The 21,969-nt window shown below is 54.2% G+C and carries 16 protein-coding genes; 8 read left to right on the top strand and 8 right to left on the bottom strand.

Annotated features, from left to right (window positions below):
- Window positions 1-191 precede the first annotated feature (191 nt).
- From coaE to larC, 5 genes are all read right to left on the bottom strand, one after another.
- Window positions 192-842: a dephospho-CoA kinase gene (coaE, locus tag K239x_RS08365; RefSeq protein WP_145417389.1), complete on the bottom strand. Its 651-nt coding sequence runs from the start codon at window positions 840-842 to the stop codon at window positions 192-194.
- 282 nt (window positions 843-1,124) lie between these two features.
- A complete protein-coding gene (locus K239x_RS08360) occupies window positions 1,125-1,856 on the bottom strand; it encodes a zinc ribbon domain-containing protein (protein WP_145417388.1) in 732 nt (243 codons plus the stop codon).
- Window positions 1,857-2,106: 250 nt separating this feature from the next.
- On the bottom strand, window positions 2,107-3,768 hold the full coding sequence (locus K239x_RS08355) for a sigma-70 family RNA polymerase sigma factor (protein ID WP_145417387.1): 1,662 nt from the start codon (window positions 3,766-3,768) through the stop codon (window positions 2,107-2,109).
- 303 nt (window positions 3,769-4,071) lie between these two features.
- Complete coding sequence (dnaG, locus tag K239x_RS08350; RefSeq protein ID WP_145417386.1) at window positions 4,072-6,045, bottom strand: DNA primase; 1,974 nt, start codon at window positions 6,043-6,045, stop codon at window positions 4,072-4,074.
- Between the two features lie 220 nt (window positions 6,046-6,265).
- Window positions 6,266-7,453, bottom strand: coding sequence for a nickel pincer cofactor biosynthesis protein LarC (larC, locus tag K239x_RS08345; RefSeq protein ID WP_145417385.1), 1,188 nt, complete (start codon window positions 7,451-7,453; stop codon window positions 6,266-6,268).
- A 128-nt stretch (window positions 7,454-7,581) separates the two neighbouring features.
- Here larC and ykgO point away from each other — a divergent pair, with 128 nt between their 5' ends.
- Together ykgO and K239x_RS08335 are read left to right on the top strand one after the other, a co-directional pair.
- The gene (gene ykgO / locus K239x_RS08340; RefSeq protein WP_068259038.1) at window positions 7,582-7,734 is read left to right on the top strand and encodes a type B 50S ribosomal protein L36; all 153 of its coding nucleotides are present in this window, start codon (window positions 7,582-7,584) and stop codon (window positions 7,732-7,734) included.
- A 124-nt stretch (window positions 7,735-7,858) separates the two neighbouring features.
- A complete protein-coding gene (locus K239x_RS08335; protein WP_145417384.1) occupies window positions 7,859-8,875 on the top strand; it encodes an NAD-dependent epimerase/dehydratase family protein in 1,017 nt (338 codons plus the stop codon).
- An 86-nt stretch (window positions 8,876-8,961) separates the two neighbouring features.
- Here the strand turns inward: K239x_RS08335 and K239x_RS08330 are convergent, their stop codons facing one another.
- Window positions 8,962-9,453, bottom strand: coding sequence for a hypothetical protein (locus K239x_RS08330; protein ID WP_145417383.1), 492 nt, complete (start codon window positions 9,451-9,453; stop codon window positions 8,962-8,964).
- Window positions 9,454-9,761: 308 nt separating this feature from the next.
- On the opposite strand from K239x_RS08330, the gene K239x_RS08325 reads away from it, so the two are divergent.
- Entirely contained in the window at window positions 9,762-11,204 is a 1,443-nt protein-coding gene (locus K239x_RS08325; protein ID WP_419189823.1) for a sulfatase family protein, read from the top strand.
- A 22-nt stretch (window positions 11,205-11,226) separates the two neighbouring features.
- The gene (locus K239x_RS08320) at window positions 11,227-13,626 is read left to right on the top strand and encodes a CehA/McbA family metallohydrolase (protein WP_419189822.1); all 2,400 of its coding nucleotides are present in this window, start codon (window positions 11,227-11,229) and stop codon (window positions 13,624-13,626) included.
- 8 nt (window positions 13,627-13,634) lie between these two features.
- On the opposite strand, the gene K239x_RS08315 is transcribed toward K239x_RS08320, so the two are convergent.
- Entirely contained in the window at window positions 13,635-14,768 is a 1,134-nt protein-coding gene (locus K239x_RS08315) for an LOG family protein (RefSeq protein WP_419189821.1), read from the bottom strand.
- Window positions 14,769-14,956: 188 nt separating this feature from the next.
- Between K239x_RS08315 and K239x_RS08310 the strand changes: the two genes are divergently transcribed.
- The 4 genes from K239x_RS08310 (at window position 14,957) to K239x_RS08295 (ending at window position 20,961) form a co-directional block, all read left to right on the top strand.
- Window positions 14,957-15,274 carry a hypothetical protein gene (locus K239x_RS08310; protein ID WP_145417380.1) on the top strand — a complete coding sequence of 106 codons (318 nt, stop codon included), beginning with the start codon at window positions 14,957-14,959 and terminating at the stop codon, window positions 15,272-15,274.
- An 84-nt stretch (window positions 15,275-15,358) separates the two neighbouring features.
- A complete protein-coding gene (locus K239x_RS08305) occupies window positions 15,359-15,754 on the top strand; it encodes an acyl-CoA thioesterase (protein ID WP_145417379.1) in 396 nt (131 codons plus the stop codon).
- Between the two features lie 105 nt (window positions 15,755-15,859).
- Complete coding sequence (locus K239x_RS08300) at window positions 15,860-19,381, top strand: DUF7932 domain-containing protein (RefSeq protein ID WP_145417378.1); 3,522 nt, start codon at window positions 15,860-15,862, stop codon at window positions 19,379-19,381.
- Between the two features lie 29 nt (window positions 19,382-19,410).
- The gene (locus K239x_RS08295) at window positions 19,411-20,961 is read left to right on the top strand and encodes a sulfatase (protein WP_145417377.1); all 1,551 of its coding nucleotides are present in this window, start codon (window positions 19,411-19,413) and stop codon (window positions 20,959-20,961) included.
- Here K239x_RS08295 and K239x_RS08290 read toward each other — a convergent pair.
- The gene (locus K239x_RS08290; protein ID WP_145417376.1) at window positions 20,951-21,937 is read right to left on the bottom strand and encodes a ZIP family metal transporter; all 987 of its coding nucleotides are present in this window, start codon (window positions 21,935-21,937) and stop codon (window positions 20,951-20,953) included. The genes K239x_RS08295 and K239x_RS08290 overlap by 11 nt on opposite strands.
- Window positions 21,938-21,969: the final 32 nt, after the last annotated feature.

The following is a 21,969-nucleotide window of genomic DNA, read 5'->3' as shown; positions in this document are numbered from 1 at the left end:
CGCAGGGAGGCGCAGGAGGAGGATGGAAAAGGAGGGGAAGAGAAAAAGGCGGGATTAGTCTGAGTGGTTAAACCACTATGGGTAGGAAAAGTATCGTCAATCAGAGATTTCGCGCACCAGCGAATCGACCCTAAAACGAAAAGAGCCAAAAGTGAAATGCATCGATCTGCTGCCCAGTCGCCGGCTCTCACTCAGTCGCCTAGACAGTGACCAGGGTCAGGGGTGTCAAATGCTTTCGTTCTTATTGTAACGACATCGGACCAGAGGAGATCGAGCTTTTCGAAGAGTTCGCCCAAGGTGGCCTGATTGTACACGGTTTGGTTGCTAAGGCGGCGTTTTTCAGCGATCCCCAACTGGTTAAATTCGCGGCGATGCAACTCTTCGGCTGTCCAGCCACGTGTCGACGCCCATTGGATCCTGCTTTCGACGGGCGCATCGATGCACCAAATCACGTCACATGACAAATCCCAGTGTGATTCAAACAAGAGTGGAATATCAAGAATCGTGACCGAAGCCTGCTTGTCGGCTGCAACTTTGATTTGGTCGGTAATGCGTTGGCGAGTGATGGGGTGCACAACGGATTCTAAAAATTTGAGCGCAGCATTTTTCTCTGGCTCATCGCCAAAGACTCGCTCGGCCAACCGTGCTCGATCGATCAAGCCGTCATCGCCTAAGATTAAATCGCCAAAACGTTTGACGAGCTGTTCGATGACATCGGATTGAGTCAAAACTTCGCGGGCAGTTAAGTCAGCATTGATCCAGAACGCACCCTTGGATCGCAGGTGCGTCGCGACAGTGGACTTTCCGCTTGCGGGCGTTCCGACAAGGCCAAGTAGGATCATGCTGAACCAATAAAGAACGGGTGGATCGCAGAGGAGGAATTGGCGACGCCGTCATTGGGCCGCTAATTCACACGCAATCATGATAACGACGCATCATTGCGCAATGATTGATCGCATTGAAAAAATGCGGCTCGCTCCCCATCAAACGATCGGCGAAATTCGAATGTCAGTTTCCGCAGGCGACATAGTTTAGATGGACTTCATTGGCCACAAAATTCGGAAGACCATCACCGCACAAAAGCAACTGTTACCTCCCGTCGCTCAATCGCTACACGCGCGACACTAACTGACTCGATTGTCTTCGGAGATGTATAGAAACGCGTTGCAATTGGGACAATTCACCATGATCGATAATCGCAACTGATCCAACACATGAGTGGTCAATGTTTGGTTGCAACCGCCGCAGGAGTCGACTTCCATTGGCGCCAACGCTTCTTCGCCCTTGGATTGCACCAACCGCTTGTAGCTATCCATCGCTGCCGAAGGAATTTTTTTTTCAGCATCAGCTAATTGCGCGTCAACATGGCCAACGTTTTCGCGGACTACGATCAAGCGTTCTTCCACCTCTGTCAAACGAGCTTCTTGGTCATCCTGCTGCTTCTTTAGCTCGGCTTCGGCGGCCGCTAGCTCCTCGTGCAGCACATCAATGCGTTCAAAGGACTCCAGAATTTCGTCGCTTTGAACTTCGTTCGCCTGGTGGTCTGCAGCAATCTGTTCTTTGAACGTGTCAAACTCGCGGTTGCTGGCCGCCATATTCAACTTCGCCTTCAGCTCCTCGATGCGAGCTTCGCGACTTTTTAGCTGAAGCTGTTTTTCGTCGGACGCCAATTTCGCTTTTTTCAGCGATTCCTTGATCACTTCGGTTGCTGCCTGAGCTTTCGCGACCATTGCTTCGCCCGCTTTTAGCTGACGCGGGCCGCGAGCCAGTTGACTGGAAAGTTCATGCTTTTGGCGGTGAATACCGTGCAGCCGACGAAGAAGCTTGGCAGGAAATTCGACTTTTACAGGTGCCATGAAACGATCAGTCGGATGAGAGCAGCGAATTGAAGGAGCGAACGCTTTGTTATATCGCGCCGTTCGCGGCGTGCCACCTAGGTCTGAAATTCGCTGGCGATCACCGCCTCATTCCACTGAGCGATCGCTTTCGGTCGCCGTAAGAATGCTCCCAACATTCGATCGACGACGGGTAAAACCTGTTCACCATCAAAAAAAGGCGACCCGCATCAGCGGGCCGCCTTCCGTATTCACTGTATCCGTCAACGTGTTACGCAGCGACTTTCAAGTACGAACTCAGGCGGTCGGCACGTGACGGGCTTTGCAGTTTGGCAACCGCTTTTGCCTCGATCTGACGAACTCGTTCGCGAGTGACCTTAAAGATTCGGCCGCACTCTTCCAACGTGTAACTGTATCCGTCGACTAAGCCGTAGCGAAGGCGAATGATTTCGCGTTCGCGGAATGTCAGCGTTTTTAGCAATTCGTCAATTTTGCCGCGAAGGATGCCGCCCGCAGCACTTCGAACCGGATTGTCGGTGTCGTTGTCTTCGATAAATTCACCGAAGCTGCTGTCTTCGCCTTCACCCACGGGACGATCGAGGCTGACCGGATGGCGACCGATGTCCATGACGCGAGTCACTTCTTCCAAAGGCACTTCGGTGTCTTTCGCGATTTCATCGTAGGTTGGCTCGCGGCCGAGATCTTGAGTCAAACGTTTCTGTGACTGACGAAGCTTGCTGAGCACATCGATCATGTGAACAGGAATCCGGATCGTCCGTGCTTGATCCGCGATCGCACGCGTGATGGCCTGGCGAATCCACCAAGTCGCATAAGTGCTGAACTTGAATCCGCGGCGGTATTCGTACTTGTCGACCGCTCGCATCAACCCGGTGTTGCCTTCCTGAATCAAGTCCAAGAAAGACAGTCCACGGTTGCGATACTTTTTGGCGATCGAAACAACCAATCGCAAGTTGCCGCTGCTCAGTTCTCGTTTGGTGGTCTCGTATTCTTCAAAGTGCTCGCGTGCCTTGACCATGCGGTTGTGCATGCTGGTTGGGCTCTCTTGAGTCACCATCATCAGCTCGCGAAGCTCTTGCTTCAGGTCCGCGGCTTCATCACGAGCCATCGCATCGGTGCCGAGTTCAGCCAAACGTGCGCGAATGAAATTCATTCGCTGCGAAATCTTTTCCATTTGCCCGAGTAAAGGAGTCACGCGGCGCGAACGCAACGAAAGCTCTTCGACCAGTTCTAGGCTCTTTTTGCGATTGCTGATAAATCGGCGACGAATCTCAGCCTTCAAACGCGGCGAAGTGCTCTTGCGAACCATCGCATCAAAATCGGCTTTGTTCTGGTGAATCAGACGTTCTAGTGTTCGCAAGTTGTGCGGCATGCGAGCGGAAACTTGCTCCTTAGTCAGACGCTCGGTCAGCGAGACTTTGATCGTACGGTCGAAAGGCAGTTCGCCTTCGTGGACCCGCTTGAGAATGCTGACGGTGCTACGAAGTGCGTAGTCGGATCCCAGGAGTGCTCGGCGAAATTGACGACGCGTGATTTCGATTTTCTTAGCCAGGGAGACTTCTTCTTCGCGAGTCAGCAAAGGAATTTCGGCCATTTGGCTCAGGTACATCCGAATAGGATCTTCGCTGGCCTTGGGCATCTCGGTGTGGTTCAGTGCTGCGTCCGCCGAACTAGGCTCGGTTCGCATTTCCACAACATTTGGCTCGGGCTTTTTGCCGGCCGCGACGATGCGTTTCTTTTCAGCGTTTTCGATCAGCCGAATTTTGCGTCGTTCGATCGCCAGAATCAACCGATTCAATTTCTCGGGATTGACGTCTTCATCGGGCAAGTACGCGTTGACTTCGTCGTAGGTCAGATAACCATCTTGGCTGCCACGAGTGATAAGCGTCTTTAGATCTTGGTCCATCAATTGCATCACAAAACCTCATGTTTTGATAGTCGCCGCGATGATCGGCGTCGGGTCGTTTGAAATCCATTTCAACTGTCGAAAGTTGCAAGTGCCGCGGGGCAGTTGCAACAAATGTAAACGTGCTTAGGGCCAATCGCTTGGCCGGGCAAATCCCTCAGTCGTTGGGTTGGACTAATTTCAAGTCAGTGGTTGTTAACGGGGCGGACAACATGTTCGCTTTCTACAATCCTGACAAGTCCATTATGGGTTAAGAAATCGATTGTTCAAAAAGTTTCTTTTGCGTGCAAAGCAAACGCTCTTTGCTAGTATTTACTTTGAGTTCGGACGATGCCGAGCCTTCTCGGCGTCGAAGAGTTGCTGCAACAGCGCGGCCTCTTCGTCTTCGGGCAAAGCTGCCGTTTGAAGCTTTGCGATCACACTGGACTTCTCCGCGTCGGTGGCTCTTTTTGCGTACCGTGCGATCACACCTGCGTAGCGTTCTTCGACACTGATCGACAACTTGCCTTCACGTGCCTGAACACGATCTTGCAAGGTCACGACCTGGCTTTTCAACGTTTCGTTTTCGATCAACAGCAAGACGTTGTCGGCGGTCAGTTCGCGGCCTGCTAAATCAAGGTCTTGATACGCCGACAGCAACATTTTGGCGGCGTTCGTTTCCAACCAATTGGGATCGATCGATTCGACGGCGGTCGCGGCCAAGTCGGGCGATTCAATCAAGAGTTCGAACATCTCACGATCGACGCCTTCGATCGGCCGCAAACTTGCCGGCGTGCTGCGCTGACCACTAGCTTGATTGTTGCCAGCCGTGTTGGTTTGCTGCGACGCAAACGGCGCCCCCGAATCATAGTCGTCGTACTCGCCCGCCTGCGACAAAGCCAGATTGGGATCAAACGAAGTCGAAGCTGTTTTTTGCGGCGTGAACTTTGGCTTGGGCTTGCTAACCGTCCGGCGCGTCCGTTCCAAAGTTTCGTTTAGACGTTCGATTGGCAGCTCAAAAGTGCGTGCCATTCGCATCATCAACTGATCGACTTTCAGGCCGTTGATGCGGGGAGCTTTGGAGATCACGCCCACCATCGTTTCGATCGCTTTCATCACCGCATGCGTATCGCGGGTCACATCGATGCCTTCGGTCAATCGCGACAACTTGTGATCCAACGCATCGGGTGCTCCCGAAACAATCGTTTCAAATTTTTCGCGGCCGTGATCGGCAATAAAATCGGCCGGATCACTGCCATCGGGCAATGTCAAAACTCGAAGATCAACGTCCGCTTTAACAAACAACTCCAACACTTCGTCAGCACGTCGTTGTCCCGCGGCGTCACCGTCCAGAACCAAAACAACTCGCTGTGCGAATCGGTTCAAAACTTTGATATGCGGTTCGGTCAATGCAGTTCCCAAAACCGCAACCACCGGTTCGATCCCCGCTTGTCGAGCAGCCACGACGTCCGTGTAGCCTTCCATGACCAACGCTTCGCCGCCTTTGCGAATCGGTTCGCGAGCAAGCTGCAGCCCGTAGAGGTTAAACGATTTGCGAAATAGCTTTGTCTCGGGACCGTTGATGTATTTGCCACCCGCGTGATCGCCGTGTCGCTCGGCGATCTTTGGAATCACGCGACCGCCCATCGAGATCACGCGATTCTGCAAATCATGAATCGGAAACATCAACCTGCCACGAAACGCATCGACATAACCATCGCCGGATCGTTTTTGAAAAGCCACTCCGGCCGCATGTGCGATCTTGGCGTTCAGTTTGTTCTTGTCCAACAAATCGATGGCAAAACTCCAGCTGTCCGGAGCAAACCCAATCTGAAACCGCTTTCGGTTCTCTTCGTCAACGCCACGCTGTTCCAGATAGTCCCGTGCGATCTTGGCATCGTCGGTCTTGGGATTGTCCAACTGCTGAAAATAAGCGTCGGCAACCAACTTTGTCGCTGCCAGCAACGTCGCCTTGTCGTCTGGACTCCCGGGCGTGGTTTTCTTACCTCGCGTGTACTCTTCAACGGGAATGCCAGCCAATTCCGCAAGCGTTTTCATTGCGGTTGGAAAGTCGACGCCGTCACGTTTCATCACAAAGGAAAAGACATCGCCGCCAATATCACAGGGCCAGCATTTCCAAGTTTGCCGTTCGCGGTTGACGGTCAGTGAAGGTCGCTTGTCGTTATGCCAGGGACATCGGCAAGCCATATTGCGCCCCGCGGGGTGCAACTCCAGCGTCGCGCCGATGACATCCACGATGTCGACGGCTGCACGAACTCGCTCCTTTAAGTCGAAGTCCGCAGGCATGTTCAAGTGTCAGGCTCCTGAAATGGATTCTGCGCCAAGGCGGCGTTCGCAATTGTGATCGTCAGTTCAAGGTAGCAGATCAGGCCATCGACTTAGAAGCGGATGTGCGAATCGCAATTCGCGTCTCTCTTGACGCACGCCTGCGTTATCGGGAGCACGGAATTCCAGGCCATTGCTGGCCTTGCCAGCGTGCTTCGCCACTGCCCCCCGCGTCAATCGGCTAGCCCCATGCCAACATCGCGGCTTTTCGCACCGCGTCCGCGGTCGTGCTGCTTTCGGTTGCCAGCCGTCTTGCGTCATCATCCTCGACGCTCATTCGTTCTTGGCCATCGGGCAAAGTAACGACCTTGGTTTTCACGTCGCCAAATTCAGTCGCGAGAGTTTCGCTGCGACGTGACAATTTGTGACGATCCATCGTTTGGCGACGAATTCCAATCGACGTCGAATGTTGAAAAATCAGTTGCTCCATCAAACCGACTCGGTCAGCCGATGCGATCACTGAAAGCACCACGCCCGAACGTCCTTTTTTCATCGTGGCAGCCGTCTGAAAAACATCCAGCGCCCCCGCATCGATCAACCGTTGCGCACAATCGGCCAACTGCTCGGGCGTGGAATCGTCCAAATTCGTTTCCAGCACCACCACGCGATCCGATTCCACTTTGGTCGCTGCCGTGATCTGATCGTCGGCAATTTCGCCCAACAATACTCGCAGCACGTTCGCTTGCCCGTCCAAATCCATGGTTCCGGCACCATATCCAACCGCATCGATCGTCATCGCAGGCAAACTGCCAAACCCGGTCGCCGTCGCCTTGATGATCGCGGCTCCGGTCGGCGTCGTCAGTTCCGCAGCAATGTCACAAGGCGCAATCGGGACGCCTCGCAAGATTTCAGCTGTTGCCGGTGCCGGGATACTGACTTTTCCGTGCGCGATTGTGACCGTTCCGGTGCCCGTCGGGATGGGCGAACTGATCGTCGATTCGATCCCCAACTGAGTCATCGCGACTGCGGTGCCGACGATATCTGCGATCGAATCAATAGCGCCGACTTCGTGAAAGTGGACCTTTTCGATGGTCGATCCGTGGACTTTGGCCTCGGCGATCGCAACCTGGTGAAAAATTCGCTTTGCCAACGCTTTCGCTGAAGAATCAATCTGATCGGCCCGATCAATCATCTCCGTGATATGGTGCAAGTGGCGGTGAGCATGCTCGGGTGGATGGTCAATATTGACGTAAACAGCTCGAAAACCAGCTTTTTTGACCTCGGTGGAGGTAATCGACAGCTCAGCAAGCCCCATCGACCGGACCGCCGCTTGGATCGCCGACGCTTCCACGCCAAGATCGATCAACGCCCCTAAAGTCATGTCGCCGCTAATACCACTAAGGCAATCAAAATACGCGATTCGTGGCATAATTGGCTGTTTTCCAGGCGAGGAAGGGGCGTTTGGCGTTGAAGGGTGTCGACGAATTGCTATACTCCGCGACCTATCCCGATTGGCAAAAAACCAACCTATCCGATAAATATCAAAAGATCGATCCGATGAAAGTTGTTAGTAGCATTGGTGCGTTGAAGTACCGTCACCCCGACTGCCAAGTCGTTAAACGCCGCGGTCGCATTTATGTGATCTGCAAGAGCAATCCAAAGTTCAAAGTCCGCCAAGGCGGCGCAAAGGTGAAGAAGACTCGTCGCTAGGCGATGGGGATTCCACTTCGATCAAGACAACGACCGGCCTAAGCCGGTCGTTTTTCATGCGCTGATGGTGAATTCCAGACCGGCGTTTTGGTACTTGGGTAATCCATGCAACGGGTAGCCGATCATGACAAAAGCGTTGATCACTGGCGCGAGCGGATTTATCGGCTATCACTTGGTCCGCCAACTGACTGACGACGATGTCGATGTGACTTGCCTGATTCGGCCCACGTCGAATCGCAGCCTGTTGGATCCCCTTGGATGCCAGTTTGCACTTGGCGATGTGACCAATGCCGAATCGGTTGCTGCCGCGTTTACAAAAGGCCCGTTCGACGTCGTCTATCACCTCGCAGGCCTTACCAAAGCACTCAGTGCCGCCAAACTTCTGGCCGTCAACGAAACCGGCGCTGCAAATGTGGCCCAAGTTTGTGCCTCACAGAATCAGCCGCCACAGTTGATTTTGCTCTCGTCTTTGTCAGCCGTGCATCCCGCACACGACCAAGTTGCCATTAACGAACACAGCACACCGGCCCCGATCAGCAGCTACGGCAAGAGCAAGTTGGCTGGCGAGAAGGCAGTGCGTCGGTTCGCCTCGCAAGTCCCAATCACCATCATCAGACCACCGATCGTCTTGGGAGAAGCCGACCCGGTCAGCGTGACGATGTACCAATCGATCGCCAATTTTGGCATCCACTTCAATCCCTGCTGGAGAGACAACTTCTTTTCGGTGGTCCACGCCGCTGATTTGGCCAAGGCCTGCCAACTGACTGCCGAAAGCGGAAGCCGCATCAGCGAGGAAGATCCGACCTCGGGCGTTTATTTTCCGTCAAACGACGACGTCCATTCGTATGCAGAACTGGGCCACATGATTGGCAAATCACTCGGTCGCCAACGGACCTTTGTGTTTCGCCTCCCCGCCCCGTTCGTATGGTGCGTCGCAGGTGTGAACGAAGTTTTTTCACAACTCCGACGTCATCCAACCATCGTCAATTGGGACAAAGCTCGCGAGGCCACTGCCGGATCATGGATCTGCGACAACACACGGCTAAAGAAAGACACAGGGTTCGAAGTCACCACACCGCTAGCTCAACGTTTTGACGACACCGTGAAATGGTATCGCGACAACGGATGGCTGAAACGATAAAAGCTTGAACCAACGTTGCCGGTCGTGCTGCGGCAACAGTGGAAAACTATCAGCTGCCCAAAAAATACCGGCTAAGCAAAACGCAGTTACTCAGCTGCCTCAACGACTGCAGCCTCAACGACGGCTGGTGCCCCGGCAGGCACACCGCGCACTTTGACGAATCCTGAAATGCTAACCACGATCACGGCCAGCAGCACAAGCACTTTGATCCACCTGCCTCGGTTCACTCGAATAGCCGCTAGTTTTTCGCTGCGTCCCACCAACGCTGCCGCTAAAAAGAAAATGCCAACTGCCAACAGCATTTTGGTGCCAATCAAGGCATGGTAGAGCCCGTCGCCTTTGTGCAGCGGAATGGCCCGAAAATAGTTGTAAAAACCAGTGACCAAGAACAGCAGCACACCGAAGTGCACAAAACGTTTCCAACGTCCTGTGATGGCTGCTGCGAACTTCTGATGAGCCTCATCTGCCAACACTTTGGCCGACGGCATCAACACAAAGCAAGTGAAGACACTTCCCCCGACCAACGTAATCGCGGTTAACACATGGACGATACGCGACAAAACATCGATGGCAAACATATTGAAGATCAATCAATTGAAGGCTAGGTCAGCAGAGAATGTCCGCAGAGTACACGAGCATTCATTTTCAGCAAGAACAGGAGAGCGAAATCAAAAATCCGCCGATCTATTTGCGCACGCCTGCAAATTTGCCACGGCTTCTAACCTACACGCCGATTAAATTGCCCACTCTCGATCACCATCCACGGCAACGATGGCGCCAGCACAGATGGTCTTAGCGGATTCGGCAGTGCGATGCTGATAGGGTGATACAATGAAGCCGTTGCGAACTTCCTGCAAAGCCCCAGGTGCTGGTTTTGATTTCTGCCGTGTCCTCACCGCCCTTCGTAACGTCAAGAAACGTGGGCAGCATGATCGTGCTGCTGCTTTGCGTCGCTTGCCCTGGCACTTGCTCCGCGGACTCTTCCCAGCCCAACATCGTTTTGATCGTCTCGGACGATCAGACCTATACGGACTTTGGATTCATGGGGCACACGCGTGTGCAGACCCCGCACTTGGATGCACTGGCACGCCAGTCGGCCGTTTTCACAAATGGATACGTGCCTTCCAGCGTTTGCCGACCGTCGTTGGTGTCAATTTTGACGGGGCTCTATCCGCATCAACACGGCGTCTATTTCAATCATCCACCGCCGGGTTTTGCGAAACTGACTCGTAGCCCGGAAATCGGCAAGCAACAGTTCGACGACTTTCGCGCCAAAGCAGCGGATTCCATTCGCGATCTACCGACGCTTCCGCGCCTCTTGGCCGCAAACGGCTACCGCTGCTTGCAAACGGGCAAGTTCTGGGAAGGGCACTATCGAACCGCCGGTTTCACTGACGGAATGACAACGGCCGAGCCCTCCGGCGGCAAGTATGGAGACAAGGTGTTGGCCAATGGCGATATTGTTGCGCACGGCAACGGCGATCACGGCTTGGCGATCGGACGCGAAACGATGAATCCAATTAAGAATTTCGTTTCCCAGGACTCCGATCAACCGTTCTTTGTTTGGTACGCGCCGTTCCTGCCGCACACTCCTCATGATTCGCCGGAACAGTTCCGTGCCATCTACGACGACCGTGACGATGTGGGCGACCACGAAAGGCCTTACTTTGCAGCGATTTCACAGTTCGACGACACGGTTGGGCAACTACTAAAATTTTTGGACCAACACGAAAAACGTGACAACACGTTGATTGTGTTCGTCGTTGACAACGGCTGGCAGCCTGACGCCAATCGATTCGTCGCCGCGCGTACGGAGTGGGACCACACCAAGAAAAGCAAGCGAGCACCGTTCGACGCCGGTTTGCGAACACCAATCCTATTCGCTTGGCCTGGAAAGGTGGTGGCTTCAAAGCACGATGCTCCGGTAAGCAGTATCGATTTGTTGCCAACCATTTTGTCAGCTGCGTCCATTCCGGCAAAACAAAATTTTGCGGGTGAAGATCTTTGGGATGTCGTCACAGGAAAACGCCGCCCGGCAAAAAACCGCCCCGTTTTCGGAGCCATCTACCCTGGCGACGCGAGCGAACTGGGGAACCCGTCAGCGGATGTCGCTTACAGATGGGTACGGCAGGGACCGCACAAATTGATTGTGCCACAGACTCGGCACGGTAAACCCGCCTGGAACAACTACGCCAACAGCGCGGTCCTCTACGATGTACAGAGCGATCCCTGGGAAACTACGAACTTGATCGACGATCCGATGCGAAAGCAGGATGTGCAGCGATTGAACGATCTCTTGGATCGATGGTGGACGCCGCTGCTTCGATAACTCACCCGACGAAAGGCTGACGATGGAACTTCAACGCAAACGACTGGCTTTGCTCCTGCTTGTTTCGACTCTTTTTGCGACGCCTGTCGGCTCAGCTAGGGCCGATGACCTGGACATCATCGTCGATGTTGCTCGGCAACCTTTGTTTGCCGCCACCGATCGTTTGATCGAATCGATGGACTACACCGGCACGCCCCTTCCTGCAAAAACGATTGCTGACTTGGACGCTGCCAAAGGCTTGGAAAAGGAAGTCGACTCCGTACGACGTGTCCAAGAATTACTTGACCCGCTGTGCATTGCCGAAATCCATATCAACGCCGAAAGCCGCGTGAAGGTAAAAGAAGGTCCCGCCCCGAAAGACCTGATTCAACAAGGTTGGCGGACTGTGCTGGTAAAAGTTCACAACGAAGCTGGCGTGAATCCTGAGCTGATTGTGCAAAGCCCGAACGCTCTGCCCGTGTATCAGCAAGGCAAGTATCCGCGCGAAAAACCGATGAGCGACGAAGATCTCGTGCAGCCCCGCGATGTGCCCGATCGCTGGCTAGATGTTTCCTTGGTCAATCGTCCTCCCATCAAACAGCGTTTGAGTGGCTTGGCTATCGAGTACCGCCCGCTGACGTTGTACAGTCGCGACGTAGGCAAACGAGAAGCTGCGCTGTCGTTTAACATCGGGCAGGGAACCCAGGACATCGGCTTTCGAAATACCGTCGCGATCCTGTTCGACTGTCAGCCAGCGGTCAACATCAAGCTCGACATCAAAGACACCGATGGCGAGCCAACCACCGCTGCGTTTGTCATCCGCGATTCGCTGGGACGCGTTTACCCCAACCCTGCGCGACGACTGGCACCTGACTTTTTCTTTCACCATCAAGTCTATCGACACGATGGTGAATCAATTGCGTTGCCTCCTGGCGAATACCAGATGACGGTAACGCGCGGCCCGGAATACTTGCCGCTGCAACGCGACCTAAAAGTAGCTGCCGGCCAGCACCAGACACTCGACATTCGCCCGCAACGTTGGATTCACATTGCCAAGCACAATTGGTACTCCGGCGATCATCATGTACACGCCGCTGGCTGTGCGCACTACGACAGCCCCACCGAAGGCGTCGGTCCGGAAGACATGATGCGGCACTTGTTGGGCGAAGATTTGAATGTCGGTTGCGTGCTCAGCTGGGGACCGTGTTGGTATACGCAAAAAAGTTTCTTCGAAGGACAGGCTTCAGCGCTTTCGACCAAAAAGAACCTGATGCGTTACGACGTAGAAGTGAGCGGCTTTCCGTCTTCACATGCCGGACATTTGTGTTTGCTGAATCTAAGCGATGACGACTACCCCGGCACGGAAGTCTTGGAGGAATGGCCTAGCTGGACTTTGCCTGTTTTGAAATGGGGAAAATCCCAAGGCGGCGTCGTCGGTTATAGCCACAGCGGCTGGGGCTTGGCATTGCCCGACCACATGCCAGACGGCTCGCGGCAACCACCCAAAGTAAAGTGGGGCGGTGCGCCACAAGACTGGGCTGGCAGTGCCGCGGACACGCTTCCTGATTATGAAGTGCCTCCGTTCGACGGAATTGGTGCCAACGAATTCATCGTCACAGCCGCGCACGATGCTTGCGACTTCATCTCGGCAGTCGACACCCCAGCGATATGGGAATTGAACATTTGGTACCACACGCTCAATTGCGGGATGACATCACGGATCAGCGGTGAAACGGATTTCCCCTGCATCTACGGCGACCGCGTCGGACTAGGACGCGTCTATGTCCAGCTTGATGACGACCAAGAACTGAACTATCAGAACTGGATCGAAGGCCTCCGCGACGGCCGCAGCTACTGTGGTGATGGCATGAGCCATGTGCTGGGATTCTCGGTCAACGGGCAAGAGATGGGCAAAAAACAAACCGGCGATTCTCAGCCCAGCCGCGTTGATTTGGACGCTCCCGCCAGCGTCCAAGTCAAGTTCCAGGCCGCTGCACTGCTAGACAAAAACATGACAGACAAATCGCGTGAAATTCGCGACCGGCGTTTGGACGAAAAACCTTACTGGCACATCGAACGATGCCGATTGGGCGAGAGCCGCAATGTCAACGTCGAGGTAATCGTCAACGGCGAAGTCGCGGCGACACGCGAGCTAGTCGCCGATGGCGACCTGAAAGACTTTGAACTGCCTATCGACATTCAAAAATCATCGTGGGTTGCCGTGCGAATCCTGCCATCAGTCCACACCAATCCGATTTTCGTCCACGTGGACGATCAGCCCATCCGCGCAAATCGCCGAAGCGCCCAATGGTGCATCGACTCGGTCAAGCAATGCTGGCAGTCGAAGCAAAACCAGATTCGCGAACCAGAACGTGACGAGGCAAAGAAAGCGTACGATGAAGCGGAAGCGATCTACGCCCAAATTTTGAGCGAATCAAAGTAGCAAAGGTGCTAGGTCGCGGCCTGCTGTGAATGAAATTCTTCGATCGCAGAAATGATCTCCGTTTTGTCGTCATTAATTGACAGCAGATCACCATAGGGCAACCCGCTGGCCAATTGTTTTAGCAGTGGATAGACGGGCTTGGTTTCCGTCCAATATTGCTTGCCCAAGAAAACCATCGGGCTAATGACGCCCATGCTGTTGTAGTGATTCTGACACGCATCTTGAAAGATTTCTTGAATCGTACCGGCGCTACCAGGTGTAAAAATCACGCCACTTTTGGAGATCGACAGCAGGCCTTCTTCGCGCACACTGTTGGCGAAGTACTTGGCGATCGTCAGCGCAAAGTGAGCCGGTGGTTCGTGACCGTAAAGCCACGTCGGAATACCTAAACTCTGACACGCTTGACGGTCCATGACGGGGTACTTTTCAACGACTGCAAAGGCAGCATCCAGCCAGGGACCAATGGGATCGTATAGCGGCGCGGCAGAGAGAATCGAAACCGCATCGGCAAGTTCGACTTCGCTACGAGTCGCGAAGTAGGCTCCCAGGTGGGCGGCTTCCATCGCTCCGGGACCGCCGCCGGTCGCGACCAAGAATCCGTTATTTGTCAGCGTCCGTCCAATCATCGCGACTTGGCCGTAAAGAGGATCAGATCGCAACATTGAATGCCCCCCCATGACCGCGACCACATGTCGGCCAGCGATGAATTCTTGCATGGCATCGGTGATCGACATGTCGTGCAGCCTACGCGTCAAAGCTTCGACCGCGTCATCAGGGTTGGGACCAACTTCCTTAAAGTGTTGATAGATGCGACCATCGACCGTTTCGTTGTACGATGCTTGGTCGCCCGGACGATAATCGTTCTGCAACTCTTCGGGCGTGTACAACAATCCCCGATACTTAGCGAACGGCGTATCGGGAACATTGGGAAAGATGATCGCCGAAGCGTCAAAGAGTTTCGCTTGCAGCGAATGGGGAATCTCGCACCCCAGCAAGACAGCGTGCTCCAGGTCGGCCGAGTGCAACTGGTCAGCAAAGGGCGACAAGTCGATCCCTTGAAACACGCATAGACGAAGATCATTGCTGGTCGCCAAATGGCTCCGCAGTTTCGCTTGCGTTTCAAACTCAAGACGCATGAACATTTACTCAGTGGGTTGAGAGGTCTTTTGGCGGCAATTTACCAAAACGTGGTGGGTCGTAGTGATGGTTCGGATTGAAACCTAGCCAGAATCGGTTTGCAGAAATTAAGCCAGAATCCGCCATCGGCTTAGCCGCAACGCGAACTAAGTTTGAAAGGCCATTTCTGCCTTCAATACTATCGGGAAATCCGATGCCCCACGTCGAACTCCAATCCGCAAAGTACCTGTCCGGTTCGCCCGGCGCGCCATCGCCAAAGCGAAGACAGCGACGGAAAGAACCAAGTTTCGGAGAGTTTCTCTTTCGACTAGTTCTGATTCTGGGTTTGATTCTAAGCGTTCATTGGTTTTACAAACACCAAGATCCAATCCTGGCAAACATCCGCGAGAATTCGGACCGCTACAGCATCATCTTTACAGACCTTGTCAAACAAGTCCGCGCCGAAGGAACCGATGTTGAGATCGAAGAAGATGATTCGCAGACAAATGAGCTTGCGGCCCCGAAAACTTAAGCGGGCTTTGCGCGGCCGAATCAGTTGATGTAGGGTTGCAGAATTACCCAGCAAACATCAACACGATTGACATTGGATTCTCTGATGCGTCAGCACAGCATCGAACACCGCGTTCGCTATGACGAATGCGACCCCATGGGATTCGTCCATCACTCGATCTATTTGCAATATTTCGAAATGGGACGAACCGAACTACTGCGTGCGTCGGGCGGTTGTTATCGGGACATGGAGGAATCGGGACAGCTGGTCGTCGTCGTGCGAGTGGACTGTCGGTATCGAAGTCCCGCGAAGTACGACGATGTCGTCGTCATTCAAACTCGGATCGATCGCGTTACGGCGGGCAAGATTGTCCACGAGTACGAAATCCTTCGCGGACAGGACAAGCTTGTTGACGCCACCGTGACGCTAGCCGTCATCGACCGCGAAGGAAAACTACAACGCGTTCCCCAAGCATTAATCGATCAATATGGTGACGCTTGAATGGCCACAGTCGATTCGATCTGACGTAAGATAGGGGCCGTCTTGGCGAGCGAACTGCTTCCGCCCTTTTTGTGCCCCTCCCGACTGCCCCTTGTTCGATTCTCAGTGACGCGATCCTTCCACGACCCCGAATCTGCACGCACGCGACATACTTCCGATGCCGGAAGTTTTGCGACCGAAGGCGAATTGGATTGCATTGCCAAGATCGAAGTGTTCGGACGCGATGGTGCCAACGGACGTGATGGTCGCAGCTACTACCAGCCGCCTCGCGGTCCAGGCGTCAATGGCCATCGCGGCGGCGACGCGACCCCAGCAACAAGAGGGCAGAATGCCGGCGCGGTCGATATTCAGCTTGCGTATTCGGGTGGCGATCGAGATTCCGGTCGATTGATTCTTAATGGGATCGTCGACACCGCAGACGATCCGCCGCGAGACGTTTCCACTCCTGTTGCGATTGGCGATTCAGGCTACGTCTATATTTTGGGAATCGGTGGAAAAGGCGGTAACGGTGGCCGAGGAGGCAACGGCCAACCGGGGAGCAAAGGCTATCGCGGACGCAATGCAACACGTTTTTCCAGCGGGGGAAATGGTGGCCCGGGAGGACATGGCGGCAACGCGGGCAATCCAACCGACGGCGTTGACGGAGGGACCGGCGCCGATGTGACGCTGACTGTCGGACAGTGGGACCAGGGTCTGTTGATGTTGGTCAAAGGAAACTTGGCCGGCGGCGACATTGGTTTTGCCGGAGAACAGGGACGTGGCGGCAAGGGCGGAAAAGGGGGTGATGGCGGCAGCAGTTATCACTGGACCGAAACACGAACGTACCGCGATTCGAAAGGCAACACTCGGACACGAACCGTGTTCCGAAGCAACCCGGGAGGACATCGGGGACGTAGCGGAAGCGATGGAGCAGGGTCGATCTATCGAGCCAAAGATGGCAGTCCGGGATGCCCAGGACTTTTGCAAATCGAAGTCACCGACTTGGATGGCCGCGTCGGTCGGTACGATTCACCGTACGACCTGGAATTGAACTCGTTTGACATCGTAGGCGAATACAGCGTCTTGGAACCCGACAGTATCGTGTCCGTCGACAATCTTACGATCCGCAACTGTGGCGGCATGCCGACGCCGCCCAACTATGACCTGCGATTCTTTTTAAATTCGGATCAGTGGATTCTTCACGATGACCAATCCTTGCAACTGCGTCAGTCCATCGCTCCGGGCGGGCGTCACACGTTTGACACACAAGGCTTAAAATTTCGAATCGGTGACCACGTGGTGGATCGTCCGCGTCGACGCCCCTTTCAGTTGCGACACTGGATCGATCCACACGCGACGATGGAGAGCGGAATCAATCGGCCTTTTCGCCAATTCGAAAACGGCGAACTGGCCCGAATTCGCTTCCCAGTCGAACTCACCGCCGTGACTTGTCTGAACAGCCTTGCTCCCGGCGAATCGACTCGCGTGATTTGGGCGATCACCAATGTCGGCGAAGAAACGTTTGACCACAAATACTTGCACCGCGCCATTCAAACAAAGCTCCGATTGCTGGGTGGCGATCTGCAACTCGATTTGCTCCGTTTCTTTGATCACCAAGACCAAGCGTTCGACCTGCTTGATGACGAGCTGAAAGTTCCACTTCGCAATCTAAAACCTGGCGAGACGCGTGTCCTGGAAACCCGTATCGGAGTCAAGGATGATCCGGCAGTGGTCGCTTACCAGGGGTTTGCGATGGGGGTCACATTGGACCAACAGCGTCCGGCGTCCAGTGAGGCCAGCGAGCAATTTCGTTGTGTTGATTATCGCAAAGCCTTTGTTCGCGTAGCCGAACGGTATCTGCGCGAAGAGGGCTCACGGTTCTTGTTGGTGGCCAATCACCGCACCGATGTCAACGACATCAATAAGTGGACTCAAATGGCTGACTACTTTGGCAGCAGTTTGGATGTCTGGGATGTTTCGTACTACGGCTTTTTTGACTTGGTCCGTGCCGTTGAAAAAGACAAGTCATTGCTAGAGCAATGGCGTGGGATGACCATCATCGTCCCCAACAACTACTACGAAACGCCCGCCGGGCAGACAGTCGCGTTTCGACAGCTCGCTAAAGGACAGTTTCTCCGTGCGGCAGCCGACTACGACATCAATTTTTATGTCGTGGGTGATTCGCGAACAGGCGGCGAATCGATGCTGCAATCGGCATTGATTCCCGTCAGTGACGACGAATCGCCCAGCCAACTTAAAACGCAGAAGGACTTTTTGAAACAGATCAAACGCTGGAACAAGTACATCGCCCGCGCAGGCGAAGTGGTCGGCAATAAGACCAAAGATGCCAATAGTTTTGCCGACACCGAATTGGGGTCAGTTCACGAGTTTGATATCGACAAACGCACCATTCTTTTTCAACCCAAGAAAGAGTGGCTTGAAGCTCGTGCCAAAAAGCTGCAACGCAAATTGCAGGCGGAAGATCCGCTGCATCGCTGGGTGGTCGTCCACCGCTACGACACGGGCGATACGGACACAAACTGGGGATTTTTCAAACGAAGGAAAATCGGAAAGCTGGAAGCTCGCCGCACGCTGGATTCCACCAAGGGATCGGCTGTGTTGTACGAAGTCGACGCCATCGATGTTGCCCAAGAGGATTTCATCACAAGCCAACAAAACAAACACGGAATGTTCTTGGCGTTGAAGTTCGAGGATAAAGTGGACCGGCTTATTCGCTTGGTCAGCGAACGCAAATTCCCGCGTTTCAGCGAAAATTATATCGACCGGCCGTTAACCGACGAAGAAATTGCGGACGTCGGCGATGAATTGGTTGATTCGATTTTGGTTGACATCTACAACGAGCAGCACGTCGCGCGAACCAGCAAGACGTGGGGCCGGGGCGGTGCCCGAGCATTGATGCCGAAGCTGAACTACCTGGCCGAACGATCGCTCAACTACGGTGTCACTCACTCACAAATGCAAGAAAACGCTGCGAGCATGGTGTTGCTGTACGACTTGATCGCCAACATCCAGTGGATGGCGCTGGAGTCGATGTCGGTGTGGGACATGGCGATTTTCCCGACGGCGTTCTTCAAACGCAGTCGAGCGGTGTCTAAACACATGCTCAATCGAACCGACCGAATCGTGACCAGCATTTTTGGACGCGAGCCTAGCTGGTGGGACAAAATTTCCGGCCCAGGTGACGACTACGATCCGTTCGGAAATGCAAGAAAGCGGTCACCCGAGGGAATCGAACGCACCGAGGCGGACCGAGAAATTCAACAGCGGCAAGAAGTGCTACAAAAAGACTATCCCCGCATGAAAGGCTACAAAAACATCCAGGACCTGCCTGGATTGACCTACGATCCCGAGCTCATGCCTATGGAGTCGCGCGTGATCGAAGGCAGGAAGTACGACGCGATGGTTCGCCAAGAAGAACTTGCCGATCAAAAACGGTTGGAAACCGAGCACGCCGTCGCTTCGCAGCGCTCGGATCTGCTGGTGCCGCTGGAACAAGCCACCTCGATCTCAACGCGGACCCGAACTGTTTCCGTCACGGCCACTGCCGGTAATTCATCAATCGCTACACCACTCAACGCCCCGACTCAATCGACACAGCCGATCAACACTCCAACACCGACGCCCTAAACCTGCCGACTACTTCAGGACACATTCAAATGTTTCGTAGACTTCCTCTCGCTGTGCTGCTCATTTGCGTTCTCTGCTTGGCCAATCGTGTCGAAGCGGATCGCCCGAACATCGTCGTTTTCCTGGTCGATGACATGGGGGTCATGGATACATCGGTTCCTTTTTTGACGGACGACCATGGCAATGCCAAGCGTTATCCACTGAATGATTATTACCGCACTCCCAACATGCAACGGTTGGCAGATCAGGGGATTCGGTTCAGCAATTTTTATGCGATGAGCGTTTGTTCGCCCACGCGAAATTCAATCATGACGGGACAGAACGCGGCGCGTCACGGAACGACCACGTGGATCAATCCGGAAACCAACAATCGCGGACCGATGGGCCCAGAAAATTGGAATTGGCGCGGACTGCGGAAAGACACCGTCACACTTCCCAAGTTGATGAGCGCGGCAGGTTACACATCGATCCACGTCGGCAAAGCTCACTTTGGCCCGACCGAATTTGACGGCAGCGATCCGCTGCAGATTGGATTCGACATCAACGTTGGCGGAACCGCAATCGGAGCTCCTGCCAGCTATCACGGCGAAAAAAACTATGGCAACGGCCAAGCCAAACGCAGACATCGCGCCGTGCCGCATCTGGAAAAGTATCACGGCACCGCCACGTTTTTGACCGAAGCGTTAACGATCGAAGCGAAACGCCATGTTGCCGATTGTGTTGCAGCTGACAAACCGTTTTATTTGAACATGGCTCACTACGCCGTTCACGCCCCATTCGATTCGGACCCGCGGTTTGCAGCAAACTATGTGGATTCGGGGAAACCCGCCAATGCACAAGCGTTTGCGACCTTAATCGAAGGCATGGACAAATCCTTGGGCGATCTGCTGGATCATTTAAATGACTTGGGCGTCGCCGAAAACACACTCGTCCTGTTTCTGGGCGACAACGGGTCCGACGCCCCCCTGGGGCATCAACATGCAGTCGCGTGCGCGGCGCCTTTGCGAGGCAAAAAGGGGGCACACTACGAAGGAGGCATGCGTGTCCCGTTCATCGCTGCTTGGGCGCAACCAAATCGCGAAAGCAAATTGCAGCAACGGTTGCCGATTCCCAATGGTGTCATCCAATCGGCGATGGGAAACGTCTGCGATTTGATGCCGACCATCATGGACGTTGCTCAGGTGGATGCCCCCAAAGAACACTTGCTCGATGGCTCCCCACTCAATCGACTGATTGCAGGCCAACCTGATCCGGATCACGCCAAATCATTCCTAATGCACTTTCCCCACTCGCCGCACCGTAGCGAGTACTTCACCGTGCTGCGTGACGGCAAATGGAAAGTGATCTACCACTATCACCCCACTGACCAATCCGATGGCGAACGGTACCAACTCTTTGACTTGGAAACCGATCCGTTCGAGCAAACCAACTTGGCGTCATCGCAACCGGAAGCCTTGGCGTCGATGATGAAAAAACTGATCACCGCTCTAGAAGACCATGGGGCACAATACCCGGTCACCAAAGATCGCAGTAGCGAGCTTCGACCAGCCTTGCCCCTTGCCGCCAAAATCACGGACTAGGCTGCACGAGTTGCGGAGAAGTTGCCGGCGTTTGATCGATCTTTGACGGCGCCAGATCGATCGTGGCGGGTGCTGGCGACCGGCCGTGATCATGTCCATCGTGCTCATGGCCGGGCAAGCTTTCGATCAGCACTGCCAACCCAATCCCGATAAAAAGGGCTGTCGTCAGTTTCAGCCGGTCGTGGTCATGAAAAGCGACTTCGGGAAGCAAATCCGAAAGGGCGATGCAGATAAAAAAGCCACCAGAGATTGCTAGTCCCCAACCTAGCACCAGTGAACTTTCGTCCAATTGGTTAACACCAAAGTAAAACAGCAGTGCGCCGATTGGACAGGCAAGCGAAAACGCCAAGTTGACAAAGTTCTGCTGCCCCGGCGACCAACCGCTCGTGTTCATCGTCGACGTGATCGCAAACGCGTCCAGCGGTTTGTGCAGTGCCACGGCCAGAAAGGTTCCCAGTCCGGCCAAGCCTAACCACGCTCCGTGATAGTGTTCGGCCAGTGCACTGGCTGCCAACGCGACGCCATCGACGAAAGTGTGTAGCCACAGGCCAAACAACATTCCAATCCACCCCAGCCCCTTATTCTTGGCAGGAGTTTCCGAATGATTGTGGGCATGATCTTGAGTGGTTTCGTCGAGCTGATGACCACCTTGGATGTGATGTTCGTGGTCACAGTGTGCGTGGGCGTCGTCTCCGGTGGGGCCATGGTGGTGGTGCTCATAAAACGCCCTAAGCAACAGAAACATGGCAACGATTCCGATCAACGTCGCAATCCCAGTATGCGATGCTCCCAGCACTTCGCTGGCGTGCGGCAACAAATGCAGCGTTGCAATTCCAAGCATCAGCCCCCCGACAAAACTCATCAGCAGCTGCGTCCGCAAATGCGTCATACGCATCATCGATGGCAAATGACCGCCGCCGACGGAAGCCAGCACGATCAAGACGCAGTAGACGAACAATAGAGGCTCAACGGCCATGCAGAAACTTTGCAACAACAGGATCGGAAATC

It is taken from the genome of Stieleria marina (assembly GCA_007741555.1).
Classification (GTDB): domain Bacteria; phylum Planctomycetota; class Planctomycetia; order Pirellulales; family Pirellulaceae; genus K23-9.
Note: the sequence above shows the minus strand (reverse complement) of the source record. Positions and strands in the feature narration are given on the sequence as shown.